This window comes from Paenarthrobacter sp. NPDC057355 (genome assembly GCF_042667405.1).
Lineage (GTDB): Bacteria > Actinomycetota > Actinomycetes > Actinomycetales > Micrococcaceae > Arthrobacter.
Genome location: NZ_JBHVAL010000001.1, coordinates 626,599 through 650,015, shown reverse-complemented (window position 1 = coordinate 650,015; position 23,417 = coordinate 626,599). Strand labels below are relative to the sequence as shown.

Genomic DNA, 23,417 nt, shown 5'->3' with positions numbered 1-23,417 from the left:
GGCCTTTGATCAGCTCAGTCGAACTGGAAAAACCTTAGAGTGCGTTGACCTTCTTGGAGATCGCCGACTTGCGGTTCGCAGCGTTGTTCTTGTGAATAACGCCCTTGCTGACAGCCTTGTCCAGCTTACGGCTGGCAGCAACAAGTGCAGTTGCAGCAGCATCCTTGTCAGCAGACTCAACGGCGGTGTTGACGGCGCGGATGGCCGTCTTCAGCTCAGACTTGACGCTGTTGTTACGCAGGCGAGCCTTCTCGTTGGTGAGGATGCGCTTCTTCTGGGACTTGATATTAGCCACGTATGAACTCTCTTTTTAATGCGGAAATTGGTCTAGAGGGTTGTCAGGTTGGCCATCGACTGAGCGGCGTGGGGATGCCTATGGCAGCCAACCATGAGTGGCCGTCGACCTGCACGGACACACAGCTATAAAGGATAGCAGATGAGGCCCGTAAACGGAGACTTGTCGCTCAGCGCCGGCTTTGCTGCGCTTGGAGGCTCCGCGAAACCTCTTGGAATTGCCGTTTGCCCAACACAGCGCCTTCGCGTCGGACCGCCGAAGGATCCAGTCGGATGATGCGTCGTATGTTGACCTCGCTTGGCCTGCCCTGCCTGTCCCACGCTCCGCTGCCAACGTCGACGTAGTCATCCGCGCGCCTGCCGTTGTCATGGTCCTTTGATGTGAGCATCAGTCCCAGCAACCACTTCCCGTCGCGCCCGATGAGAAGAACAGGGCGGTCTTTGCCCTGCGAATGGTCTTCTTCATAGGGAACCCAGCCCCACACAATTTCGCCCGGATCGGGTTGGCCATCAGGCCTGGGAGAGTAACTGGGCCTCACGGCGCCGCCGAAGTCGCCCGGGTAGGAGGCTGCTGATTGTCCGACGGCGGTAGGCCGGGCCGGCTTCTTGGCCCCAGCTGATGGGGCGGCGGCTTTTGAGCCCGAGCCTCCCAATGCCCGGAGGGAACGCAGCAGGAATTTGCCCAGGGGGCGCATATCGAAGGCCATGTGAATACGCTACATCCGTCTTTGGCGAGCGACCCGCTGCGCAATGTACGGCGAAGCCCCGGTTCGTGGGAGACTAGAGGATCAGATATGCGGCGTGTTCGGGCTGGCTTGTGCCCAGTTCCATGATTTGCCGTGTGAGTGTCGACAGTAAGGATCCTGCGTGTCTCCCATGGCCCGCACCGCACCGGTGCCCGCCGCAACAGATCCGGCCATCATCCGGAACTTCTGCATCATTGCCCACATTGACCACGGTAAGTCCACCCTGGCCGACCGCATGCTGCAGTTCACCGGCGTCGTTCAGCAACGCGACATGAAGGCCCAGTATCTGGACCGCATGGACATTGAACGTGAGCGCGGCATCACCATCAAATCGCAGGCTGTTCGCATGCCCTGGGAACTTGATGGCACCAGCTACGCCCTGAACATGATCGATACTCCGGGCCACGTGGACTTCACGTACGAGGTCTCCCGGTCCCTGGCAGCCTGCGAGGGCGCGATCCTGCTGGTGGACGCGGCACAGGGCATCGAGGCTCAGACCCTGGCCAATCTGTACCTGGCGATGGAAAACAACCTCACCATCATTCCGGTGCTGAACAAGATCGACCTCCCGGCGGCGCAACCAGAGAAGTACGCGGCTGAACTCGCCAACCTCATCGGCGGGGACCCGGAGGACGTACTCAAGGTTTCCGGTAAAACCGGCGTTGGCGTCGAGGCGCTCCTGGACAAGATTGTCCGCGACCTCCCGGCACCTGTCGGCAATCCCGACGCTCCTGCGCGCGCCATGATCTTTGACTCGGTTTATGACACCTACCGTGGCGTGGTCACCTACGTCCGTGTGGTGGATGGCAAGCTCCACCCCCGCGAACGCATCCAGATGATGTCAACCCGCGCAACCCACGAACTCCTTGAAATCGGCGTGAGCTCACCGGAGCCCACCCCGTCAAAGGGCCTGGGTGTCGGCGAGGTGGGATACCTCATCACCGGCGTGAAGGACGTCCGTCAGTCCAAGGTTGGCGATACTGTCACCAACCAAGCCAAGCCGGCCTCGGAATCCCTGAGCGGCTACGCCGATGCAAAGCCAATGGTCTTCTCCGGCCTTTACCCCCTGGACGGCACGGACTACCCCGTGCTTCGTGACGCGTTGGAAAAGCTGATGCTCAACGACGCCGCCCTGGTCTACGAGCCTGAGACCTCGGCTGCGCTGGGCTTCGGTTTCCGTGTGGGCTTCCTTGGGTTGCTGCACCTCGAGATCACCCGCGAGCGTTTGGAACGCGAATACAACCTCGACCTCATCTCCACTGCCCCCAACGTGGAGTACGAGGTCACCTTGGAAGACAAGCGGGTTGTCCACGTCACCAACCCCAGCGAGTACCCCACGGGCAAGATCGCCGAGGTCCGCGAGCCCATGGTCTCCGCTACTGTCCTGGCACCCAACGAGTTCGTTGGCGCCATCATGGAGCTGTGCCAGAGCCGCCGCGGTCAGATGAAGGGCATGGACTACCTGTCCGAGGACCGCGTCGAACTCCGTTACTGGATCCCGCTGGCCGAGATCGTGTTCGACTTCTTCGATCTCCTGAAGTCCAAGACGCGCGGCTACGCCTCGCTGGACTGGAAGGCCGACGGCGAGCAAGTGGCCGACCTCGTGAAGGTCGACATCCTGCTCCAGGGCGAACAAGTGGACGCGTTCAGCGCCATCACGCACCGCGACAAGGCCTACGCCTACGGTGTGATGATGACCGCGAAGCTCCGGGAGCTCATTCCGCGGCAGCAGTTCGAGGTGCCCATCCAGGCTGCCATCGGCTCGCGCATCATCGCCCGCGAGAGCATCCGCGCCATCCGCAAGGACGTTCTTGCCAAGTGCTATGGCGGTGACATCACCCGTAAGCGCAAGCTGCTCGAGAAGCAGAAGGAAGGCAAGAAGCGCATGAAGATGGTTGGCCGCGTCGAGGTGCCCCAGGAGGCCTTCATCGCGGCGCTGACCACGGACGAGTCAAAGGACAAGGCCAAGAAGTAAATGCCCAGCGTCCTACCTTTGGGCGATCCGGCACCTGCGGACGGCATCTTGCCGCCGCAGGTGCTGGACGGCGTAGAGCAGCGCAAATTCGGTCTCTACGTGCACATCCCGTTTTGTGCCGTGCGCTGCGGCTATTGCGATTTCAATACCTACACCGCGACGGAGCTCGGCGGCGGAGCGTCACAGGATGCCTACGCATCGACGGCGGTTTCCGAACTCGGGTTCGCGGCTGCGGCCCTTGATGCCTCGGGCCTCCCGCGTCGGCCCCTCAGCACCGTATTCTTCGGAGGCGGCACGCCAACCCTCCTGCCCGCGGAAGATTTGGCACAGATCCTCCGTGCCGCCGTCGGGCATTGGGGCCTTGAGCCCGGCGCTGAGGTAACCACCGAAGCGAATCCTGATTCCGTGACAGCCGAATCCCTGAAAGTCCTTGCTGATGCAGGCTTCACGCGGGTGTCATTCGGCATGCAGTCGGCTGTTCCGCATGTCTTGAAAGTGCTGGACCGCACGCACACTCCCAGCCGGGTTCCCTTGGTGGTTCAATGGGCCCGCGAGGCTGGCCTGGCCGTCAGTTTGGACTTGATCTACGGGACACCGGGGGAGTCCATGGAGGATTGGGAACTCTCACTCAAGACTGCCCTGTCCTACGAGCCCGATCACGTCAGCGCCTACGCGCTGATAGTGGAGGACGGCACCAAGCTCGCCGCGCAGATCAGGCGCGGCCAAGTGCCCGGAATCGACGACGACGACCACGCCGCCAAATATGAACTGGCGGATCAAATGATCTCAGCGGCGGGCCTGGACTGGTACGAGGTCAGCAACTGGGCCCGGACCCCGGAACAAGCCTGCAGGCACAACCTGGCCTACTGGCGCGGTGATGATTGGTGGGGGATCGGCCCCGGTGCGCATTCGCACGTTGGCGGCGTCCGGTGGTGGAACGTCAAACACCCCACTGCCTATGCGTCACGGTTGGGCGCAGGAACCTCGCCGGCTGCCGGACGCGAAACTCTCGACGCCGGCACCCGCGAAGTCGAGCGGATCATGCTGGAAGCGCGTCTGGGAACGGGGCTGGCCGTAGATGCTCTGGATGCTGTGGGTCGCCACGCGATGGCAGGCCTCATCGCCGATGGGCTGGTTGATCCTGTTCAGGCGTTCAAGGGTCGGCTGATTCTGACGCTGAAGGGGCGTCTGCTCGCAGATGCGGTAGTCCGAAGGATCCTGCCGGACTGAACCGGCTCAGCCAGCAGAGAAGCTCCTGCGGTCCTGAGCCGGGACTCTACTTGATCCAGCGCAGGTTGAAGCGGTAGCGGTGCGGCTGACCGTGATTGACCCGGATTCCTGCTGAGACGGAGAAGCAGGTCAACGCCACCCAGATGCCGGTCGCGATGACCGCGAAGATGTTGCCGACCACGGGCAGCAGTACCAGGATGTTGGCGAGCACGGCGGCAATGGTTGGAGGCAAGGTGAAATTCAGCGCCTCTTTGGATTCCTGTGCTGTGAATGGGCCACGGTCGCGGAAGATCAAATAGATCAAGAGAGCCGGCACGCATCCCAGGATGCCGCCGAAGTGCGCCAAAGTGGCCCACTGTCGGTCCTCACTGGCCGTCAACGGGAGTGCGTTGGCAGGCGCGCCGTGATACTGGGGCCGGCCTGCGGCGCTACCCGGTTCTTCAGGAGCGTTATCTGCCACGGTGTCTTCCCTTTGCTTTAAATGCTTTCAAAGATGCTGCGGTGTTGCTGTCCAAGAATACCGGCCCGCGCGTCCTTCCCGGGACCAACGCCCCGAAAAGGCGTCAGATCCTCTTGGACCGGATGGCAGATCAGGGGACGGTCAGGAAGTCGATGACTTCTTCCACACGGCCGAGCAACGATGGCTCAAGGTCCGCATAGCTGCGCACCGCACCGAGGAGCCGCTGCCAGCCCAAACCTATGTCCTCGGCGCTCTCGTGGGGCCACCCGAAGGCGCTGAGAATTCCGGTCTTCCAATCCGTCCCGCGGGCCACGGCCGGCCATTGCTCAATGCCCAGCACCTTGGGCCGGATTGCCTGCCACACGTCCACGTAGGGGTGTCCGACGATCAAGACATTCCCGGCAGCGCCAGGGACGGTCATGGCTTCGGCTGCGATCCGGGATTCCTTGGATCCCTGAACCAGGTGGTCTACCAGGATACCGAGCCGTCGGTCGGGTCCGGGGCGGAAAGCGGCGATGGCGGATTTGAGGTCGTCCACGCCATGAAGGGGTTCCACCACGATTCCCTCAACCCGGAGATCGTCACCCCAGACCTTTTCAACGAGTTCGGCGTCGTGTTTGCCTTCAACCCAGATCCGGCTGGCCTTGGCTACCTGTGCCCGCTGTCCCTGGACCTTCACCGAGCCCGAAGCTGTCCGTCCCGCCGGAACTGCTGAAGCAGGCGGGCGGGCGGCTGGAGGCATCAACCGGATGGGTTGCCCTTCGAGGAGGAAGCCGTAGCCGAGTTGGAATGACTTCGTCTTGCCACGCCTGTCCTCGAGGGCCACGATGTGCATGCCTCCGGTCTTCTCAACCCGGGTGACTTCGCCCACCCACCCCGACTGGACGTCCTCCAGGACCATTCCGCGTTGGACCGGGACCTCAGGGAGCTGGCGCTTGGCCGGTGCCGTCAGATCCTGCGGACCCCAATTGTCGAGAGCCAAGGAATTCCTACCTCTGTGCTGATATGCGAAAGGACGGGCAACAGCTGCGATCACACTGCACCGGCTCGCCGTCCTGGATACAGTCCGCGGACGGTTTCAATGCTAACAACGTGGTAGCTCATACTAGACTTGTTAGCACTTGGGCATGTTGAGTGCTAAGTGCAGTGACCCGATGGAGGTCACGCGGGGACGGTCCGAAAGGACCATGGCAATTTGTCAGGAGGTGGAGCAATGAGTGAGCCACGCAAGCTGGAAGTGCTGCGTGCCATCGTTGAGGATTATGTGCATTCCCGGGAGCCTGTGGGATCAAAGGCCCTCGTCGAGCGGCATCACCTGGGTGTTTCCAGCGCCACCATCCGCAATGACATGGCTGTCCTGGAAGAGGAAGGCCTCATTGCAGCCCCGCATACCAGCGCGGGCCGGATTCCCACCGACAAGGGTTATCGCCTCTTTGTCGACCGCATCTCCCAGGTCAAGCCGTTGTCTGCCGCTGAGCGCCGGGCCATCCATTCACTGTTGGAGGGCCCTGACGACGTCGATGACATCCTTGAGCGCACCGTCAGGCTCCTTTCGCAGCTGACCAACCAGGTCGCCGTCGTCCAGTACCCGCACTCGCACCGCGCATTGGTCCGCCACGCGGAGTTCGTCCTGCTGGCACCCAAGCAGGTGCTTGTTGTCCTGATCGCAGACACCGGAAGCGTCGTGCAGAAGGTCATCGACACCGGTGTGGATGTGAGCAACGAGGCATTGATGTTGTTGAGGTCCCGTTTCCTGGGCAGCATCGCCGGCACCCAGCTGGCCCTCTTGCCGCAGGTACTTCCCTCAGTGGTTGCGCTGTGTCCGCCCGACCTTCGGGCCCTCGCGCAATCGCTCGCAAATGGCCTGGAATCGCTGAGCGACACCAGCCGTGAAGAGCGCATCCTCATGGCTGGTACGGCGAACCTTGCGCGTTCCAACGTCGATTTCCCGTTGAGCATCGGCCCCGTGCTGGAGGCCCTTGAGGAACAAGTTGTCATGCTCCGGTTGTTGTCGGACATGGGAGACGATCCTCGAGGTGTTTCGGTCAGCATTGGCCGGGAGAATCCGTACGACGGCCTGGCTGAGGCATCTGTGGTGGCTACAGGCTACGGATCAGGTGCCAAGGTGGGCATTCTGGGACCGACCCGCATGGACTATCCCACCACCATGGCGGCAGTACGCGCCGTGGCCCGTTACCTTTCACGCATTCTCGGCGGCTGAACGCCGGCCCGAGGAAACATCCGCAGTACAACCAGGAAGAGATACCGACTTTGAGCAGCCACTATGACGTTTTGGGAGTCTCACCGGAAGCCACCGGGGAAGAGATCAAAAAGGCGTACCGCAAGCTGGCACGGAAACTCCACCCGGACGTAAACCCCGGTGAGGATGTCGCGGAGCAGTTCAAGGCCGTGACCCATGCATACGAAGTGTTGTCAGATCCCCAGAAACGCCGCGTCTATGACGCCACCGGCAATGAAAACGGAACTGACAACGGATTCGGCGGCGGATACGCAGGCCAGGGCTTCGCCTTCCAGGACATCTTCGACACGTTCTTTGGCGGTGGCGGAGGCCACGGAGGACCTGCCTCCCGCGTCCGCCGAGGCCAGGATGCCCTTATCAGCGTCCGGATCGACCTCAAGGACGCAGTGTTCGGCGTCAACAAGAAGCTTGAAGTTGATACGGCCGTGGTCTGCCCGACGTGTGATGGCAGCTGCTGCCGTCCCGGCACCCACCCCGAACGCTGCGACATTTGCGGTGGCAGTGGCCAGGTCCAGCGCGCCGTCCGCTCCATCCTTGGCCAGGTCATGACCACAGCACCCTGCGGAAGCTGTGAAGGATTCGGCACCGTTATCAAGGATCCCTGCAACGAGTGCAGCGGCCAGGGGCGCATCCGCAGCCGCCGTTCGCTCACCATCAAGGTTCCGGCAGGCGTCGCCACCGGCACGCGCATCCAGCTGTCCGGACAGGGCGAAGCAGGCCCCGCCGGTGGACCGGCGGGCGATCTCTACGTGGAGATCCGGGTGAACAACGATTCCATGTTCGTTCGTGAAGGTGATGACCTCCACGCCACCTTGAGCGTGCCCATGACGGCGGCAGCTCTGGGCACGGACCTCGAGCTGGACACCTTCGATGGCGCGCAAGGCATCGAGGTGAAGGCAGGCACGCAGTCCGGAGAGATCATCACCCTGCGCGGTCTCGGCGTCACCCATCTCCGGGGCTACGGCCGTGGCGACCTCAAGGTGCACCTGCACGTCGAGACGCCCACCAAACTTGACCATGCCCAGGAAGAACTGCTGCAGCAGCTCGCCAAGCTCCGCGGTGAGCAGTTCACCGAGGGCAAGCTGGTGGCCAGCGGTGGCATGTTCGCAAAGCTCCGGGACAAGCTCGGTAATCTGTAGCGGTGAGCAATCCCGTCTTCTTCGCGCCCGCCGGCAGTCTCGACCAGGTGCACTCCGGTGCTGAATTCGTCCTGGAGGGTCCGGAAGCGCGGCACGCCGTCACAGTGAAGCGCCTGGCCGTCGGTGAGTCCGTCGACATCGCCGACGGCGCTGGGGCCCGGCTCACCGGAACCGTTGCCGACGTCGGATCCGGCACCTTGACGGTGACGGCGGAGGATGTCGTCTTCGAAGAGCGGCCCCAGGTGCGCTTGGTCCTGGTGCAGGCCTTGGCCAAGGGCGATCGCGACGAGCTGGCCATCGAGACGGCGACTGAGCTTGGGATCGATGCCGTGGTTCCGTGGCAGTCGGAACGCTCGATCGTGCGCTGGAAGGGTGACCGGGCAGCGAAAGCGCACGCGAAGTGGGAGTCCGTGGTTACTGCGGCAGCCAAGCAAGCGCGGAGGGCCTGGATACCCCCGGTCCGGCCGGTCGTGGACTCGAACGGACTGGCCAAAGCCGTTGCGGAAGCTGACCTCGCAATCATCCTTCACGAGGACGCCAAGAACCCCTTACGTGAGGTCCTGGGGAAGTTGGACGTCGATGACGCCTCGCCCCGTGAGGTTCTGTTGATCGTGGGTCCTGAAGGCGGCATCTCGCCGCGGGAAGTAACGCGGCTTAGCGACGCTGGTGCCGTCACGGCACTGTTGGGTCACCACGTCCTGAGGTCCTCGACGGCGGGACCCGCCGCCGTCGTTGTGGCCAGCGACGTCCTGGGCCGCTGGTAGCCGGCCAGCGACCAGGCCGCGGCGAACATGCTTAGGACACGCTGAACAGGCGGGTATCCGTGCTCGATTCGATGGCCTTGCCGGCGTCATCGACCTCGGATACGCGGAGCTCGTACTTGCCCGGTTTCAGTGTGGCTCCGAAGCTGAAAAGACCGTACTGACCGGGCTCGCCTGTGGCCTTGGTCTGGCCTGTGAGCAGGCTCGACTTCTCGCCCTTGCCGTTGTCCTGAAGGATCTGCCAGCTGATGGGCCGGGAGTTATCCGTGATGCGGCCGTTGAATTTGATGGGCCCGGACGGCAAGGAAACGTCCTCTTGTGGATCAATGATCCACAAGGGTGCCACCAAGGAAGCGTCGCGTGTCATCGGTTCGCCCAGCTTTATCTGCCCGAACGCCATGTAGTCCTTGTGCCCGTCCACGAGAATGACCACCTGGATCTGCTGACCCGAGTTGATGAGTCCGGAGGACGAAGCTGCCGCCGTGGCTGTGTATACCAGCTGCTGAATGGCGCGCTGGGCCATCCCGGCGTCCAGGTTCGAGTTGAACGCGTCGCGGGAGACGTCAACCGTGATCACGTTTTTCCCCGAGATGGAGGTCGCCAGGTTTCCCGGTTCCTGCCATGGGGTGAAGAAATCATGATCCAACGGCTTCTCGGCCATCATGATCTTCAGGGCGGTGGTGACGGGATTGCCGTCACCGGAGATGTCCCGGAATTCGCGGTAGAGATAGACCTCGTCCTTGCTTCGCCCAATCCAGTAGACCGGAATCTTGGTCGAAGCCTGCGTTGTCTCCAGCGGGGCATTGCTCGCAGGGGCGTCCTGCACGGACAGCGATGGCGGGCTCGACGTCGCCTGGGTTCCCACTCCGCCGTTGGCTATGCAACCGGTCAGCAGCAGGACAGCAAGCATCGCGGGCGCGGCGATGGCGGACCTCGTCCGCTTTCGTGCGCCGTTTCCGGTGCTCGCTGGCATGGCTATGGCATTTCCTTTTGGTCAGGGCTGCGGGGCGTGCAAGCGCCCGATTAAGCCAGCTTGGCACATTGACGACGGCGCCCGGCCGGGTTTGCGGGGTCGGTGGCCAACTGAAACATGATTGATACCGGCTTGATGCCGAGTTGAGACAAAATGTCGGCGACATCGTTTCGGCCAAGGTTCAGGCGCCTTGTCGAGGTTCATCCGGCCCGGCGCTGGCGTAGGATTGCGTCATACCATCAACCGGAGGAGAACAGGCCGCAGGGCCAGCACTATGAGTGAATCTTTGAACGGGCGGCTCAGGACCGGAAACGGGAACCAGCCGCTGACCGAGTTCCCGCACACGTTACCGGGCACGCGCACGGAAGTTGTTACGTTCGACAACTCCGACCAGATGGTTCACTCGCTGGGCAGCCATGATGAAGCCCTGCGGTACATCGAGGAACAGTTCCCGGACGTGAATTTCCATGTTCGCGGCAACGAGCTCTCCATGACCGGTCCTTCCACGGTGATTCCCCGCATCATGCGCCTCCTTGAGGAAGTACGCGGTCTCGTCGCCAAGGGGACTTTGGTCACGCCCGACGTACTTCAGCAACTGGTCTCCCTTCTGCGGACCCAGTCCGTGCAGAATCCCGCAGATGTCCTGACCCACAACATCCTCTCCAGCAGGGGCAAGACCATCAGGCCCAAGACGCTGAACCAGAAGAACTATGTTGACGCCATCGACGACAACACGGTGATCTTCGGAATTGGCCCTGCAGGTACCGGTAAGACGTATCTCGCCATGGCCAAGGCTGTGCAGGCCTTGCAGAACAAGGAAGTCAGCCGGATCATCCTGACGCGGCCCGCTGTTGAGGCGGGGGAGAGGTTGGGCTTCCTTCCTGGCACTCTTAGCGACAAGATCGACCCGTACCTGCGTCCCCTGTACGACGCCCTGCACGACATGATGGATCCGGAATCCATCCCTCGGTTGATGGCCGCCGGGACCATCGAAGTGGCGCCGTTGGCGTACATGCGTGGTCGCACCCTGAACGACGCCTTCATCATCCTCGATGAAGCCCAGAATACGACTCCCGAACAGATGAAGATGTTCCTGACGCGTCTCGGCTTCGGGTCCAAAATGGTGGTGACCGGCGACGTCACGCAGATCGACCTTCCCTTCGGTTCGACCTCTGGCCTGAGGATCGTCCGCGAAATCCTCACCGGTATCGACGACGTCAATTTCTCGATCCTGGAGGCGGCTGACGTGGTGCGGCATCGCCTGGTGGCCGACATTGTCTCCGCCTACAGCGCATGGGATGACGCACACCGACCCGCGGCCGCCGCCAACACCCATAAACGTGGAGAACGTAAATGAGCATTGAAGTCAACAACGAGTCCGGCGTGGCAGTCGATGAAGCACAGCTGGTGACGTTGTCCCGCTTCATTTTTGAACGCCTCTACATCCACCCCCAGGCGGAGCTGTCGATCCTCTTGGTGGACGAACCCGCCATGGAGAAGCTCCACATTGAGCTGATGGACGAGCCCGGGGCCACGGATGTTCTGTCCGTGCCCATGGACGAGTTGACGCCGGGGACGCCGGACAAGCCCACCCCGCAGGGCATGCTTGGGGACATCGCCATCTGCCCGCAGGTGGCGGAAGTCCAAGCACGCAACGCCGGTCACTCCACGCAGGACGAAATGCTGCTGCTGGCCACGCACGGCATCCTGCATCTGCTCGGCTTCGACCACGCAGAACCCGAGGAAAAAGAAGAAATGTTTGGCCTGCAGCGTGAACTGCTGTCTGAATTCCTGGGCAAGGATGCCCCCATGGAGACCATGCAGTGACCTCGCTCATTCTGGTCGGCATGGCGCTGGTTTTCCTCAGCTTTGTCGCCCTGTTGACGGCGGCCGAAGCTGCGTTCAACTTCCTGCCACGGCACGAGGCCGAGCAATCCCTTGGCCGAAGCAAAGGCCAGGCCCTGGCCGGCATCCTGGCAAACCCCATCGCCCACATGAGGGCACTGCGCTTCTGGCGTGTCTGGTTTGAGATGGCGGCAGCTGTGGCCGTTGCTGTTGTCCTCCATAGCTTGTTGGACAACGTGTGGCTCGCCGGGCTGGCCGCGACGGGCATCATGGCCGTCATCGGCTTTGTGCTGGTCGGTGTTTCGCCGAGGCAGCTTGGGCGCGCCCACTCGGGACCCGTCGTGCGCTTCACCGCGCCCCTGATCAGGTTCCTGTGCTGGATCCTCGGTCCCATCCCGGGCTGGCTTGTGGCCCTGGGCCAGGCAGTAGCCCCCGGGGCCCCGGCCGGCGACGACGCGTTCGTCAGCGAAGAAGAGTTCCGCGAATTCGTGGACCGTGCGGCTGAATCAGACATGATCGAAGACAACGAAGCCGAACTCATCCACTCGGTCTTCGATTTCGGTGACACCTTGGTACGTTCTGTCATGGTTCCCCGTACTGACATTGTCAGTATCGGCACGGGAGCCGACCTTGAAACCGCCATGGGCTTGTTCCTGCGGTCGGGCTATTCCCGAATTCCCGTAATCGGTGAAAACACCGACCAAATCCGCGGCATCCTGTACCTCAAGGATGTCGCGGCGGCCATGCACCGCGGTGAACCGGGACTGCAGCCACACGACGTCGATTCGCTGGCCCGGGATGTCCGGTACGTCCCTGAGTCCAAGCTGGTGAGCGATCTCCTGCGCGAGCTCCAGCAGGAGTCCACCCACGTAGCCATTGTCATTGATGAGTATGGTGGAACCGCCGGGTTGGTCACGTTGGAAGATCTCATCGAGGAAATCGTCGGCGAGATCGTCGACGAGTACGACGCCGCCGCTGAAGAGGCTGTCGATTTGGGTGACGGACAGTATCGCGTCAGCGCACGCATGAGCATCGATGACTTGGGCGAACTGTTCGATATCGAACTCGACGACGACGAAGTGGACACCGTGGGCGGTCTACTCGCCAAGGCCCTCGGCCAGGTCCCGATCGTCGGAAGCTCCGTTGAAGTGAACGGTGTGTTCCTAAAGGCAGATAGGCTTGAGGGTCGGCGAAACAGGGTCAGCCATATCATTGCGGCCGCCATGCCAAAGGAAGACACTGACCTTGAAGACCTTCTCGACGACGCCGACTCAACGCAACAGGGAGTTCCACGTGAGCAAGCAAAATAAGAAATTCGACGCCGACAGCGACTTCGGCGGCTTTCACGCGGGCTTCTCGGTGCTGGTCGGTCGGCCGAATGCCGGCAAGTCCACCCTGACCAATGCCCTTGTTGGCCAGAAGGTAGCGATCACTTCAGCCAAGCCGCAGACGACGCGCCACACCATCCGCGGCATTGTCCACCGCGAGGACGCACAATTGATTCTCGTGGACACGCCGGGTCTGCACCGTCCCCGTACCCTTCTCGGCAAGCGGCTGAACGAGCTTGTTGCCGACACTTTGGCTGAAGTCGACGCCATCGGATTCTGCCTGCCCGCCAACGAAAAGATTGGTCCTGGCGATAAGTTCATTGCCGCCCAGCTGGCCGGCGTCGGACGCAAGCCGATCGTCGCGTTGGTGACCAAAACCGACCTCGTGGACCGCCAGGCCCTGACGGAGCAGTTGCTCGCCGTCGCCGAGCTGGGCAGGGAGGTCCTGGGCGAAGCAGGGTGGGCTGACATCGTTCCGGTCTCGGCGGCCGACGGCTTCCAGGTTTCCACCGTCGCCGACGTTCTGATCAGCCACATGCCCCCCTCGCCGCCCCTTTACCCGGATGGCGAGCTTACCGATGAGCCCGAAGCGGTGATGATCGCCGAGCTCATCCGGGAAGCGGCTTTGGAAGGTGTGCGGGATGAGCTTCCGCATTCGTTGGCCGTAGTGGTGGAGGAGATCGTGCCGCGTGAAGGCCGCACTGAGGACAATCCGCTCCTGGACGTCCGCGTCAATCTCTACGTGGAGCGTCCCTCCCAGAAGGCCATCATTATCGGCAAGGGCGGCAGTCGGCTGCGTGAAGTCGGGACCAATGCCCGAAAGGGCATCGAAACCCTTCTTGGTACCCGGATTTACCTCGATTTGCATGTCAAAGTCGCCAAGGACTGGCAGCGCGATCCCAAGCAGCTGGTCAAACTCGGGTTCTAGGCCGACAAAGCTGGATCCGGCGTGGCTCCCGGCCCGATAAGGAACTTCCCAGAAACGGCAACTATGATTGCGGGGATCGAGCTGTTTAAGGAAAGGTAAACCGAATAGTGCGACGTCGTGACGCCCGCCCGGAGGGCACCGGCACCGCTGGCCCCGTTGCGGCACGCCATGGAGCGGATGCCGATGGCACTCCGCGCCATATGAATGAGCGCAAGGGTCTGCCTCTTTGGTTGAAAATTGTCACGGGCGTGGTGTCCGTGGCGTTGGTCGCCGGCGTCGCGTTTGCTGCTTTCTGGTTTATCCGACTCCAGAGCAATATCACCAAGGCACCCTTGAGTGCTGATGAGAGCCGCAACGCAGGTGAGGCCACGGCCAATGACAAGACCGACCGGCTCCAGATCCTGATCCTTGGCTCTGATACCCGTGACGGCAAGAATGCCGAATACGGCACCAGCGAAGACTCCACGGGGTATGGTCACTCGGATGTCATGATGCTGCTGGACATCTCTGCCGACAACAAGCGCGTCAATGTCCTCAGCTTTCCGCGGGATTTGTTGGTCAACGTTCCCCAGTGCACCGACCGCACCAACAACCAGACCTTTCCCGCCCGAAGCGGCGTGATGATCAACGAGGCCATGGCAGAGGCGGGCATCGGATGCGCGGTCGACACCATCAATAAACTGACAGGCCTGGAAATCGACCACTTCATGATGGCGGACTTCAACGCCGTCAAGGAGCTTTCCCACGCCGTCGGCGGTGTAAATGTGTGCGTCAGCGATCCCGTCTTTGATCCGGATTCCCGGCTCCGCCTGCCGAAGGGCGACTCGTTGGTTGAAGGCGAGCAAGCTCTGGCCTTCCTGCGCACCAGGCATGCGTTCGGCGACGGAGGCGACCTGGGCCGCATCAAGGGCCAGCAGGCTTTCCTTTCCTCCCTGACTCGAAAGCTCAAGAGCGAAGGCACGCTGGGCAACCCGCAGCGGCTGCTCCAGATCGCAGATGTCGTGACCCAAAACCTGACAGTGGACGAGGGCCTCGCCTCTGTCCCTTCGCTGTTGACCATAGGTGGGCGACTGAAGGACATTGATGTGTCCAAGGTTGCGTTCGTGGCTGTGCCTACCCAGGCTGCAGCAGTCGACCCCAACCGGCTCGAGCTGGTTGAGCCCCAAGCGTCCCAGCTGTTCGCAGCACTGCGCGCGGACCTCGATCTCACCACCCCCGGTGCGACGGCTACACCCTCACCGTCAGAAAGCCCGGCACCGGAGCCGACAGCCACAACGCCTGCCGCGCCTGCCTACGACAAGGCGATTCAGCCTGTTTCAGTGGCCAACGGCAGTGGCGTCGCTACCCGGGCGCAGGAATTGATGGCTGTTCTCACGGGTGCCGGATTCGCTCAGGCTGTGTCCTATCTGGCCAACCCCGTCGACCAAACCGTGCTTTACTACGGAACTGGCTTTGCGGACGTGGCCGCTGACGTCGCCAAGCTCTATGGCATACCTGCTGCTCAGGTTCAAGAGGCACCCGGTGTGGCTGGTGTTCAGCTCTACCTCGGTACGGACTTCACAAGCGGCACGGCCTACGGCGCAGCCTCGGTACCCTCCGATGTGGTTAACCAAACCGCCAAGGACGCCGTGTGCCAGCAGGTGAACCCGCTCTACATCGATCAATAGCGGTCAACGCAAGCGACTCATACGAAAGGCCGGGCCAGTTGACTAACTGACCCGGCCTTTCTCGTGCGTTCAATTACCAGATGCTGACGCGTTCCTGCGGCTCAGCCCACATTCCGTCAGCTTCGCCCACGCGGAAGGCCTCATGGAAAGCATCGAGGTTTCGGGCGATGGCGTTGGTGCGGAACTCATTGGGGGAGTGCGGGTCGGTGGCGAGCCTGCGGATGGCTTCCTCTGTGCGGATGACCTGGCGCCATCCGGCAGCCCAGGACATGAAGAACCTTTGCTGGCCGGTAAAGCCGTCAATGACTTCCGGTTCTTTTCCGCCCAGGCTCAGCAGGTAGGCCTTGTAGGCAATGGTCAGTCCGCCAAGGTCTCCGATGTTCTCGCCCAGGGTAAGTTTGCCGTTCACCTTGTGATCCGGTGCGGCATACGGTGATAGAGCGTCGAATTGGGCCACGAGTTTTGCAGTGAGCGCTTCGAAGGCCTTGCGGTCGTCCTCGGTCCACCAGTTACGCAGTGCGCCGCTGCCATCGAACTGCGATCCCTGATCGTCGAAGCCGTGGCCAATCTCGTGCCCGATCACTGCGCCGATCCCACCGTAGTTCACGGCGTCGTCCGCTTCCGCGGTGAAGAAAGGCGGTTGGAGGATGGCAGCCGGGAACACAATCTCATTCAACATGGGGTGGTAGTAGGCGTTGACTGTCTGGGGCGTCATCAGCCACTTCGTCAGGTCAACTGGCTTGCCGATCTCGTCCAGGTGACGCTCCACGTCGGCGTCATGGGCGCGCTCAACGTTGCCGAGAAGGTCGTTGGGGTCGATCTCCACGGCCGAGTAGTCGATCCATTTCTCCGGGAAGCCAATCTTGGGACGGAACGCGTCCAACTTCTTCAGGGCTTCCTTCTTGGTCTCCTCGCCCATCCACTCCAATGACGTGATGCTTTCGCGGTAGGCCTCGATCAAATTGGCTACCAGGGTCTCCATCCGCGCCTTGTGACCGGCGGGGAAGTGCCGTTCGACGTAGATCTGGCCAACTGCCTCGCCAAGTGCTGCCTCCACAACCGAAACCCCACGCTTCCAGCGTTCCCTGTTCTGTGGCGTTCCGCTGAGGGTTGTGCCGTAGAAATCGAAGTTGGTGTCTACGAAGGCGGAGGACAAGTAGGGGGCGGCCGAACTGAGGACCCGGAGTGTCAGCCATTCCTTCCAGGTCTGAAGAGGCTCGGATTCCAGCAAACCGGCAGCACCAGTGAAGAAGTCGGGGGTGCTGACAACAATTTCCTGACGCTTTTCCACGTCCACCCGCGCCGCGTCGAACCAAGTGTCCAGCAAGGGGAACAGCGCTGTTGCCTCTTCTGCGGACTTCAGGTTGTAGGTTTTCTGGGGATCCCTGAGCGTGACGTTGTCCCAGTGATGCGATGCCAAGGCTGTCTCAAGCGCGACCACGCGTTGGGCAGCCTGCGCAGCGTCGGGGATGCCGGCAAGGGTGAAAAGCTTTTCGATGTAGCCGCTGTAGGCCGTCACGATGCCGGCAAACTTTTCTTCGCGGTAGTAAGACTCATCAGGCAAGCCCAGGCCGCCCTGTCCGATGTACAGCAGGATGCGCTCAGGGTTGCCTGCGTCGGGCGCGGGGTAGATCGAAAAGAGGCCGGACACGTCCGAGCGGAAAAGCCGACCGATGAGGCCCGCCAACTCCGGGGTCGATTCCACCGCGCGTACCTCATCAAGACGCGGCCGCACGGGGTCGATTCCTTTTGCTTCTGCCGCGCCCTCGTCCATGAAGCTTGCGTAAAGCCCGCCCACTTTCTGTTCGATACCTGTGGCGGATTCACCCTTGCCGGCGGCCTCTTCGATGATGGCCTTGACTGCGAGTTCGGCACCATCGCGTAAAGCGGTGAACGTCCCCTCCAAGGGCCTGTCGTCGGGAATCGTTGTGCTGTTGAGCCACGCGCCGTTGACGTGTTGATAAAGGTCGTCCTGGGGCCGGACGCTGTGGTCGATATTCGAAAGAGTGATCCCCGACTGTGGCACTGTGGCTCCTTGAATGGACGCTGCAGTCGGCGTTGCCACCGCCGCGGCGTCTGCATAGTGGACGTTGCATGAGGTGTTGCACTGTCATCATACGCACCGTGCTACTGTAATTTTGTGCGTGCGGAAATGCTTCTTCTTAGCTGCCGCGGCGAGGCCTGATAGCTGTTTGACGCTGGGCCACCCTCGCCGCGGAGTTTCGTTGTGTCCGGCCAAGCTTTCATACAGTTCTTAGAGAAAAGGCCACACATCATGCGTAATGCACAAAAGCCCTCCGGTATGCCCACTCACCGCTACGTGCCGTTCCAGGACCAGATCACCGTTGAGGTTCCTGACCGTACTTGGCCGGACAAGGTCATCACCAAAGCTCCGCGGTGGTGTGCTGTTGACCTCCGGGACGGCAACCAGGCGCTGATCGACCCCATGAGCCCGGCCCGCAAGCTGAAGATGTTCCAATTGCTGGTCAAGATGGGCTACAAGGAAATCGAAGTAGGTTTCCCGTCCGCATCACAGACCGACTTCGATTTTGTCCGTCAGCTGATCGAGGGCGGTCATATTCCCGACGACGTCACCATCCAGGTTTTGACGCAGGCGCGGGAACACCTGATCGAGCGGACCTATGAGTCCCTGGTCGGCGCGAAGCAGGCCATTGTCCACCTGTACAACTCCACGTCCGTTCTGCAGCGCCGTGTGGTGTTCAACCAGGACGAAGACGGAATCCTGGACATCGCACTGCAGGGCGCGCGCCTCTGCAAGAAATATGAAGAAACGCTGACGGACACGCACATCACCTACGAATACTCGCCTGAGTCCTTCACGGGAACCGAGCTCGAGTACGCCGCACGCGTGTGCAACGCCATCGCCGACGTTTTTGAGGCATCAGCCGACAAGCAGGTCATCATCAACCTGCCGGCCACCGTGGAAATGGCCACCCCGAACGTCTATGCCGATTCGATCGAGTGGATGCACCGCAACCTGCACCCCCGCGAAGGCATCATCATCTCCCTGCACCCCCACAACGACCGTGGCACTGGAGTTGCAGCCGCCGAACTCGGCTACCTGGCCGGCGCGGACCGTATTGAGGGTTGCCTCTTCGGAAACGGCGAACGCACCGGCAACGTGGACCTGGTGACGCTCGGACTGAACATGTTTGTCCAGGGCGTGGACCCCATGATCGACTTCTCGGATATCGATGAGATCCGCCGAACCGTGGAGTACTGCAACCAGCTGCCTGTTCCGGAGCGCTCACCCTATGGTGGCGACCTGGTCTTCACCGCGTTCTCCGGTTCGCACCAGGACGCCATCAAGAAGGGCTTCGAAGCCCTTGAGAAGGATGCCGCCGCTGCCGACAAGTCCGTGGATGACTTCACCTGGCAGGTGCCCTACCTGCCGATCGACCCGAAGGACCTGGGGCGCAGCTACGAAGCCGTCATCCGGGTCAACTCCCAGTCCGGCAAGGGTGGCGTTGCGTACCTGCTGAAGAATGAGCACAACCTGGACTTGCCGCGTCGGGCCCAGATTGAGTTTTCCGGTGTTATCCAGCGGCGCACGGATGCTGTCGGTGGCGAAGTCAGCGGATCCCAGCTGTGGCAGATCTTCCAGGACGAATACCTGCCATCGGACGAAGAGCAGGCCCAGTGGGGCCGCTACACGCTGGGCAGCGTGAGCACCGAAACTGATGAAGCCGGCGCCATGACCATGAGTGCGAACCTGCGGATCGACGGTGCCGAAGTTCGACGCACCGGACACGGCAACGGTCCCATCGCGGCACTGCTGGACATTCTGCACCAGGACGGCGTCGACGTCCGCGTCCTGGACTACAGCGAGCACGCCCTGTCAGAGGGCGGCAGCGCCAGCGCTGCCGCGTACGTCGAGTGCGCTGTCGGAGAGCGCGTCCTGTGGGGAGTGGGCATTGACCCCAGCACCACGACGTCCTCGCTCAAGGCGTTGATTTCGGCTGTGAACAGGGCCGTCCGCGACGCCCAGGCATAACCAGGAACCGTGTGGTGACAGGAAACTCTGTCACCGCACGGTCCGGCGGCCATCCCGGGTCCAGGCTTAGTGCGAAGATTAGATGTGGCCAATCCATCGTTTGCCGCCCGGGCCTATCGGGACGACGCCGTAGTGCTCCGTACCCATAAGCTGGGCGAGGCGGACCGCATCATTACCTTGCTCACCAAACACCATGGGCAAGTGCGTGCCGTGGCCAAGGGAGTCCGAAGGACGAGCAGCCGCTTCGGAGCCAGGCTTGAACCCTTTATGGTGGCGGACCTGCAGCTGGTTTCCGGCCGGACGTTGGACATTGTCACCCAGGCCGTGGCGAAGGGTGCCTACGGAAGCAGCATCGCCGCCGATTACGGCCGGTTTACGGTAGCTGCGGCCATGACCGAGACCGCCGAAAAGCTGACGGACGCCGACTCCGAATCAGGGACGGCGCAGTACAACCTTCTTGTGGGTGCGCTGGCAGCACTGAGCCGTTCGGATCATCCGCCGGAATTGATCCTTGACTCCTATCTTCTGCGCGCGTTGGCCACAGGAGGATGGGCTCCGAGTTTTACATCGTGTGCCCGGTGTGGCCGCCCTGGACCGCATACGGCCTTTGCCGCCCCGTTAGGTGGCATGGTCTGTGGGGACTGCAGGCCGCCCGGATCGCCGGCACCGGCAGCCGAGACCGTCGTCCTGCTTGGGGCTCTGTTGACGGGCGACTGGGTCGTCGCTGACGCCTCGGATCCGCGGCACCGCCGTGAAGCCGCAGGCCTGGTGGCAAGCTACTTGCAATGGCATTTGGAACGCGCCTTGAAATCCCTCAAACATGTGGAGCGAAGCTGACAGTGGCACTTGGTAAGAAAAGCAAGACGACGGCGGCCCGGACTACCCCGGTAAAGGCGCCTTATGCGCATCCTTCCGGAGCGGTTCCGCCAAGCATTCCAAGTGAGCTTATCCCGCAGCACGTTGCGATTGTCATGGATGGCAACGGGCGATGGGCCAATCAGCGTGGGCTGCCCCGGATCGAAGGCCACAAGGCCGGCGAGCCTGCCCTTCTGGATGTCATGGCGGGAGCCATCGAGCTCGGTATCAAGTACGTCAGCGTCTATGCGTTCTCGACGGAGAACTGGCGCCGCTCACCTGAAGAAGTTCGCTTCCTCATGGGATTTAACAAGGATGTGCTACGCAGGCAGCGAAACCAGTTGGACGAATGGGGCGTCAGGATCCGCTGGGCCGGTCGCCGGCCCCGTCTCTGGGGCTCAGTGATCAAGGAACTGGAGGAAGCCGAGGAATACACCAGGGCCAATGACACCTGCACGTTGACCATGTGTGTTAATTACGGCGGACGGGCTGAGATTGCCGACGCTGTATCCGCGATTGCCGAAGACGTTGCAGCGGGGCGGCTCAAGCCGGGTTCGGTCACCGAAAAGACCATCCAGAAGTATCTGGACGAGCCCGACCTGCCGGATGTCGACCTCTTCCTGCGGAGTTCGGGGGAGCAGCGGCTCTCCAACTTCCTGCTGTGGCAATCTGCTTACGCGGAATTCGTGTTTATGGACACCCTCTGGCCGGACGTTGACAGGCGCACCTTGTGGGACGCCGTCGAAATTTATGCCAAACGCGATAGGCGCTACGGTGGTGCCGTGGACGCTGCCCCAGCCCCTAAATAGCGTGCCTGCGCTAATTCAGTACGGATAAGCGGCAAGCCACACCGTGACGTCCCGGTACGCCTGCTGGCGGACTGTGCGGCGCGACAGGAAGACGTCGTGGACGGCGCCCGGGTAGCGGAAGACGGCAGTTCGCCGCGCCAGGCCGAGGGCACGTCGGGAGGTTTCTTCGACGTCTATGACGGCATCAGCGCGCATCAGGTCGGCCGTCCATTCGGCCTGGATCCTGGTGCGGCCCGATAACAGAACCAGGACAGGGGCATCAATATTGAGCTTCCGCTCAACAGCGGCGTGACCTGCCAGCACGGCTTTCGTCCAACCAGCCCGAATGGGAAATGAAGCCCGGGGCCGCCACACCGGGTCCAGCATCCATTCACCGTGCGCCTCATTGCTGACGCTTTCCCAGTAGGCAGGCATTTCCGGGAACCTGAAGGGGCGCTTCGGATCGGTGCGTGCGAACGGTTCCACCAAGTGCATGGCGATGCTGCGGACCAAGCTGCTGCCCTGGAGCTCGAGCCAAGGGGCATTAAGAACCAAAGTACCCAGTTTGCCCGGGTTGCGGTTGGCCCATAGCGCGGCGATGAGGCCACCAAGGGAGTGGGCAATCACGTGGATCGTCGGAGGCAGTTGCCTGTCGGTCCGTGCTGCCACGTCCAGCTCAATCTGCCTCAAGGCCGCGGCAAGATCCTCATCGTAGACACTGAGGTCGGACGTGTAGCCCGGTGTTTGCCCCGGGAGCAGGCTCCTGCCGAATTTGCGCAAGTCCACCGCATAGAACAGGAAGCCCGAAGCAGTGAGATATTCAGCCAGTTCGGTTTGCAGGAAGTAGTCGGCCCAGCCGTGAAGGTAGAGGACTACTTTGGGTGCACCATCTGTTTCGCGCGTGGTGCGTCGCTTGCGTTTGATGAAGGTCCCCAGGAAATCCAGGATTCCGTGGGGAGCTGCGTCCTCGACGGCCGGGGCGTGCCTGACGAGAGTTGCTTTGACCGGGCCTTCATCGTCATCTTTGAGCGGCAGGTCCATGCATTCGTAATTGTGGCCCAGGACATCAGGCCTCCACTGTTGTCCGGAATTACCTGTGCCGGTCACGTATCCCCCTCCTGTTGCTGTTCAAGAGCGTCCTTTTGCTGTTCAAGAGCGCCATGGCCCATGAATCCGTTGATCCATCGGGCAAGCCTTGCATACGCGTCCTTGCGCACCTCAGGAGCTGAGAGGAAGACATCGTGCAGGCCCCCATCAATCCGTTCCAAGGTCACAGTTCGGCCCAGTGCCATCGCCCGGAGGGCAATGGTGCCCACATCCAGGACGGCATCAGAACGACGCATGGATTCCTGCCACACCATGCCGTTGGCGCTGGCCGCTGAGGTCAGGACCAGAACAGGTATGTCCAGGTTGAGCCCCCGGGACACCGTCGAATGGCCTGCAAAGACGGCGCTGAGCCATCCTGCCCGCACCGGGAAGGCGAAGGGCGGCCGGTACTTCTCGTCCAGCGCCCATTCTCCCTCGGCACTGCTGCTGATGCTCCGGAAGTAGAAACCTCTCTCCGGCAGCCGCAGTACCGTCTCCGGACGAAGCCTGGCAAGAGGCGCGACCATTGCTTGCGCTGCACGGCGGACCAATGAGTTCCCGTGCATTTCAAGCCACGGACTGTCGAGTATGAGGAATTGGGCCCTACCGGGGTGGCGGGAGGCCCAGAGAGCGGCAACCAGGCCGCCGGTCGAATGGCCCATCAAGGTCAGGCTGCCGGTGGGGGAGCCGGACCGGTCGTCAAGGATTAGGTCCAGCGCTGCGTTGATTTCGGCGTCGTAATAGCTCAAGTCTGCTACGTAACCGCCCGGAGTGCCGGACTGCAGGCTCCGTCCGTGGTTATGCATGTCCAAAGCGTAGAAATCGTAGCCCTGATCGGCCCAGAACCGGGCGAGTTCGGTATTGAAGAAGTAGTCGCTCCAACCATGGAGGAAGAGTACGGACCCGTAGGGCGGGTCTACGGGCCTGGAGGCTCGATCCGGTCGGGCAGACTCTTCAGCCCGATGCCGGATCAGGGTGGCGTGGCGGGTTACGCCGTCAGGCCCCACCGCCTCAAAGCCGCAGGCCTGAAAGTCCTTTCCAAGGATGTCAGGGGTCCAGTCCATGGC

General features: G+C 61.9%; 21 protein-coding genes. 13 read left to right on the top strand and 8 right to left on the bottom strand.

The window, feature by feature from the left end; genetic code table 11:
• Window positions 1–34: 34 nt before the first annotated feature.
• Both rpsT and ACFUOZ_RS02980 read right to left on the bottom strand, forming a co-directional pair.
• Window positions 35–295, bottom strand: a complete 261-nt coding sequence (rpsT, locus tag ACFUOZ_RS02985) for a 30S ribosomal protein S20 (RefSeq protein ID WP_144658908.1) — start codon at window positions 293–295, stop codon at window positions 35–37.
• Between the two features lie 169 nt (window positions 296–464).
• The gene (locus ACFUOZ_RS02980; protein ID WP_377544616.1) at window positions 465–1,001 is read right to left on the bottom strand and encodes a type II toxin-antitoxin system PemK/MazF family toxin; all 537 of its coding nucleotides are present in this window, start codon (window positions 999–1,001) and stop codon (window positions 465–467) included.
• A gap of 160 nt (window positions 1,002–1,161) precedes the next feature.
• Here ACFUOZ_RS02980 and lepA point away from each other — a divergent pair, with 160 nt between their 5' ends.
• Together lepA and hemW are read left to right on the top strand one after the other, a co-directional pair.
• A complete protein-coding gene (gene lepA / locus ACFUOZ_RS02975) occupies window positions 1,162–3,015 on the top strand; it encodes a translation elongation factor 4 (RefSeq protein ID WP_377544614.1) in 1,854 nt (617 codons plus the stop codon).
• Window positions 3,016–4,245 carry a radical SAM family heme chaperone HemW gene (gene hemW / locus ACFUOZ_RS02970; RefSeq protein ID WP_377544612.1) on the top strand — a complete coding sequence of 410 codons (1,230 nt, stop codon included), beginning with the start codon at window positions 3,016–3,018 and terminating at the stop codon, window positions 4,243–4,245.
• 46 nt (window positions 4,246–4,291) lie between these two features.
• Here the strand turns inward: hemW and ACFUOZ_RS02965 are convergent, their stop codons facing one another.
• Window positions 4,292–4,705 (bottom strand): DUF4870 domain-containing protein, encoded by a 414-nt coding sequence (locus tag ACFUOZ_RS02965; protein ID WP_144658904.1) that lies wholly within the window; start codon window positions 4,703–4,705, stop codon window positions 4,292–4,294.
• Between the two features lie 130 nt (window positions 4,706–4,835).
• Complete coding sequence (locus ACFUOZ_RS02960; protein WP_377544609.1) at window positions 4,836–5,687, bottom strand: DUF3097 domain-containing protein; 852 nt, start codon at window positions 5,685–5,687, stop codon at window positions 4,836–4,838.
• 231 nt (window positions 5,688–5,918) lie between these two features.
• Between ACFUOZ_RS02960 and hrcA the strand changes: the two genes are divergently transcribed.
• Genes hrcA through ACFUOZ_RS02945 form a run of 3 tightly spaced genes read left to right on the top strand, consistent with a single transcriptional unit; the run spans window position 5,919 to window position 8,868 of the window.
• Window positions 5,919–6,926 carry a heat-inducible transcriptional repressor HrcA gene (gene hrcA, locus ACFUOZ_RS02955; protein WP_377544607.1) on the top strand — a complete coding sequence of 336 codons (1,008 nt, stop codon included), beginning with the start codon at window positions 5,919–5,921 and terminating at the stop codon, window positions 6,924–6,926.
• 50 nt (window positions 6,927–6,976) lie between these two features.
• Window positions 6,977–8,104 carry a molecular chaperone DnaJ gene (gene dnaJ / locus ACFUOZ_RS02950; protein WP_377544605.1) on the top strand — a complete coding sequence of 376 codons (1,128 nt, stop codon included), beginning with the start codon at window positions 6,977–6,979 and terminating at the stop codon, window positions 8,102–8,104.
• Between the two features lie 2 nt (window positions 8,105–8,106).
• Window positions 8,107–8,868 carry a 16S rRNA (uracil(1498)-N(3))-methyltransferase gene (locus ACFUOZ_RS02945; protein WP_377544603.1) on the top strand — a complete coding sequence of 254 codons (762 nt, stop codon included), beginning with the start codon at window positions 8,107–8,109 and terminating at the stop codon, window positions 8,866–8,868.
• A gap of 31 nt (window positions 8,869–8,899) precedes the next feature.
• On the opposite strand, the gene ACFUOZ_RS02940 is transcribed toward ACFUOZ_RS02945, so the two are convergent.
• A complete protein-coding gene (locus tag ACFUOZ_RS02940; protein WP_377544601.1) occupies window positions 8,900–9,838 on the bottom strand; it encodes a GerMN domain-containing protein in 939 nt (312 codons plus the stop codon).
• Between the two features lie 274 nt (window positions 9,839–10,112).
• Between ACFUOZ_RS02940 and ACFUOZ_RS02935 the strand changes: the two genes are divergently transcribed.
• The 5 genes from ACFUOZ_RS02935 to ACFUOZ_RS02915 all read left to right on the top strand — a co-directional run bounded on the left by ACFUOZ_RS02935 (window position 10,113) and on the right by ACFUOZ_RS02915 (window position 15,606).
• On the top strand, window positions 10,113–11,195 hold the full coding sequence (locus tag ACFUOZ_RS02935; protein ID WP_377544599.1) for a PhoH family protein: 1,083 nt from the start codon (window positions 10,113–10,115) through the stop codon (window positions 11,193–11,195).
• A complete protein-coding gene (gene ybeY / locus ACFUOZ_RS02930) occupies window positions 11,192–11,665 on the top strand; it encodes an rRNA maturation RNase YbeY (RefSeq protein ID WP_144658898.1) in 474 nt (157 codons plus the stop codon). The genes ACFUOZ_RS02935 and ybeY overlap by 4 nt, the downstream gene beginning before the upstream one ends.
• Window positions 11,662–12,993: a hemolysin family protein gene (locus ACFUOZ_RS02925; RefSeq protein ID WP_377544597.1), complete on the top strand. Its 1,332-nt coding sequence runs from the start codon at window positions 11,662–11,664 to the stop codon at window positions 12,991–12,993. The genes ybeY and ACFUOZ_RS02925 overlap by 4 nt, the downstream gene beginning before the upstream one ends.
• Window positions 12,977–13,939 carry a GTPase Era gene (gene era, locus ACFUOZ_RS02920; RefSeq protein ID WP_144658896.1) on the top strand — a complete coding sequence of 321 codons (963 nt, stop codon included), beginning with the start codon at window positions 12,977–12,979 and terminating at the stop codon, window positions 13,937–13,939. The genes ACFUOZ_RS02925 and era overlap by 17 nt, the downstream gene beginning before the upstream one ends.
• 107 nt (window positions 13,940–14,046) lie before the next feature.
• The gene (locus ACFUOZ_RS02915; RefSeq protein ID WP_377544594.1) at window positions 14,047–15,606 is read left to right on the top strand and encodes an LCP family protein; all 1,560 of its coding nucleotides are present in this window, start codon (window positions 14,047–14,049) and stop codon (window positions 15,604–15,606) included.
• A gap of 73 nt (window positions 15,607–15,679) precedes the next feature.
• Here the strand turns inward: ACFUOZ_RS02915 and ACFUOZ_RS02910 are convergent, their stop codons facing one another.
• Window positions 15,680–17,632: a M13 family metallopeptidase gene (locus tag ACFUOZ_RS02910; protein ID WP_377544592.1), complete on the bottom strand. Its 1,953-nt coding sequence runs from the start codon at window positions 17,630–17,632 to the stop codon at window positions 15,680–15,682.
• Between the two features lie 249 nt (window positions 17,633–17,881).
• Here ACFUOZ_RS02910 and leuA point away from each other — a divergent pair, with 249 nt between their 5' ends.
• From leuA to ACFUOZ_RS02895, 3 genes are all read left to right on the top strand, one after another.
• Entirely contained in the window at window positions 17,882–19,621 is a 1,740-nt protein-coding gene (leuA, locus tag ACFUOZ_RS02905; RefSeq protein WP_377544590.1) for a 2-isopropylmalate synthase, read from the top strand.
• An 84-nt stretch (window positions 19,622–19,705) separates the two neighbouring features.
• On the top strand, window positions 19,706–20,458 hold the full coding sequence (recO, locus tag ACFUOZ_RS02900) for a DNA repair protein RecO (protein ID WP_377544588.1): 753 nt from the start codon (window positions 19,706–19,708) through the stop codon (window positions 20,456–20,458).
• Between the two features lie 2 nt (window positions 20,459–20,460).
• The gene (locus ACFUOZ_RS02895; RefSeq protein WP_377544586.1) at window positions 20,461–21,285 is read left to right on the top strand and encodes an isoprenyl transferase; all 825 of its coding nucleotides are present in this window, start codon (window positions 20,461–20,463) and stop codon (window positions 21,283–21,285) included.
• 15 nt (window positions 21,286–21,300) lie between these two features.
• On the opposite strand, the gene ACFUOZ_RS02890 is transcribed toward ACFUOZ_RS02895, so the two are convergent.
• Window positions 21,301–22,371 carry an alpha/beta hydrolase gene (locus ACFUOZ_RS02890; RefSeq protein ID WP_377544584.1) on the bottom strand — a complete coding sequence of 357 codons (1,071 nt, stop codon included), beginning with the start codon at window positions 22,369–22,371 and terminating at the stop codon, window positions 21,301–21,303.
• Window positions 22,368–23,414: an alpha/beta hydrolase gene (locus ACFUOZ_RS02885; protein ID WP_377544581.1), complete on the bottom strand. Its 1,047-nt coding sequence runs from the start codon at window positions 23,412–23,414 to the stop codon at window positions 22,368–22,370. Before ACFUOZ_RS02885 ends, ACFUOZ_RS02890 begins: the two co-directional genes overlap by 4 nt.
• Between the last annotated feature and the right edge of the window lie 3 nt (window positions 23,415–23,417).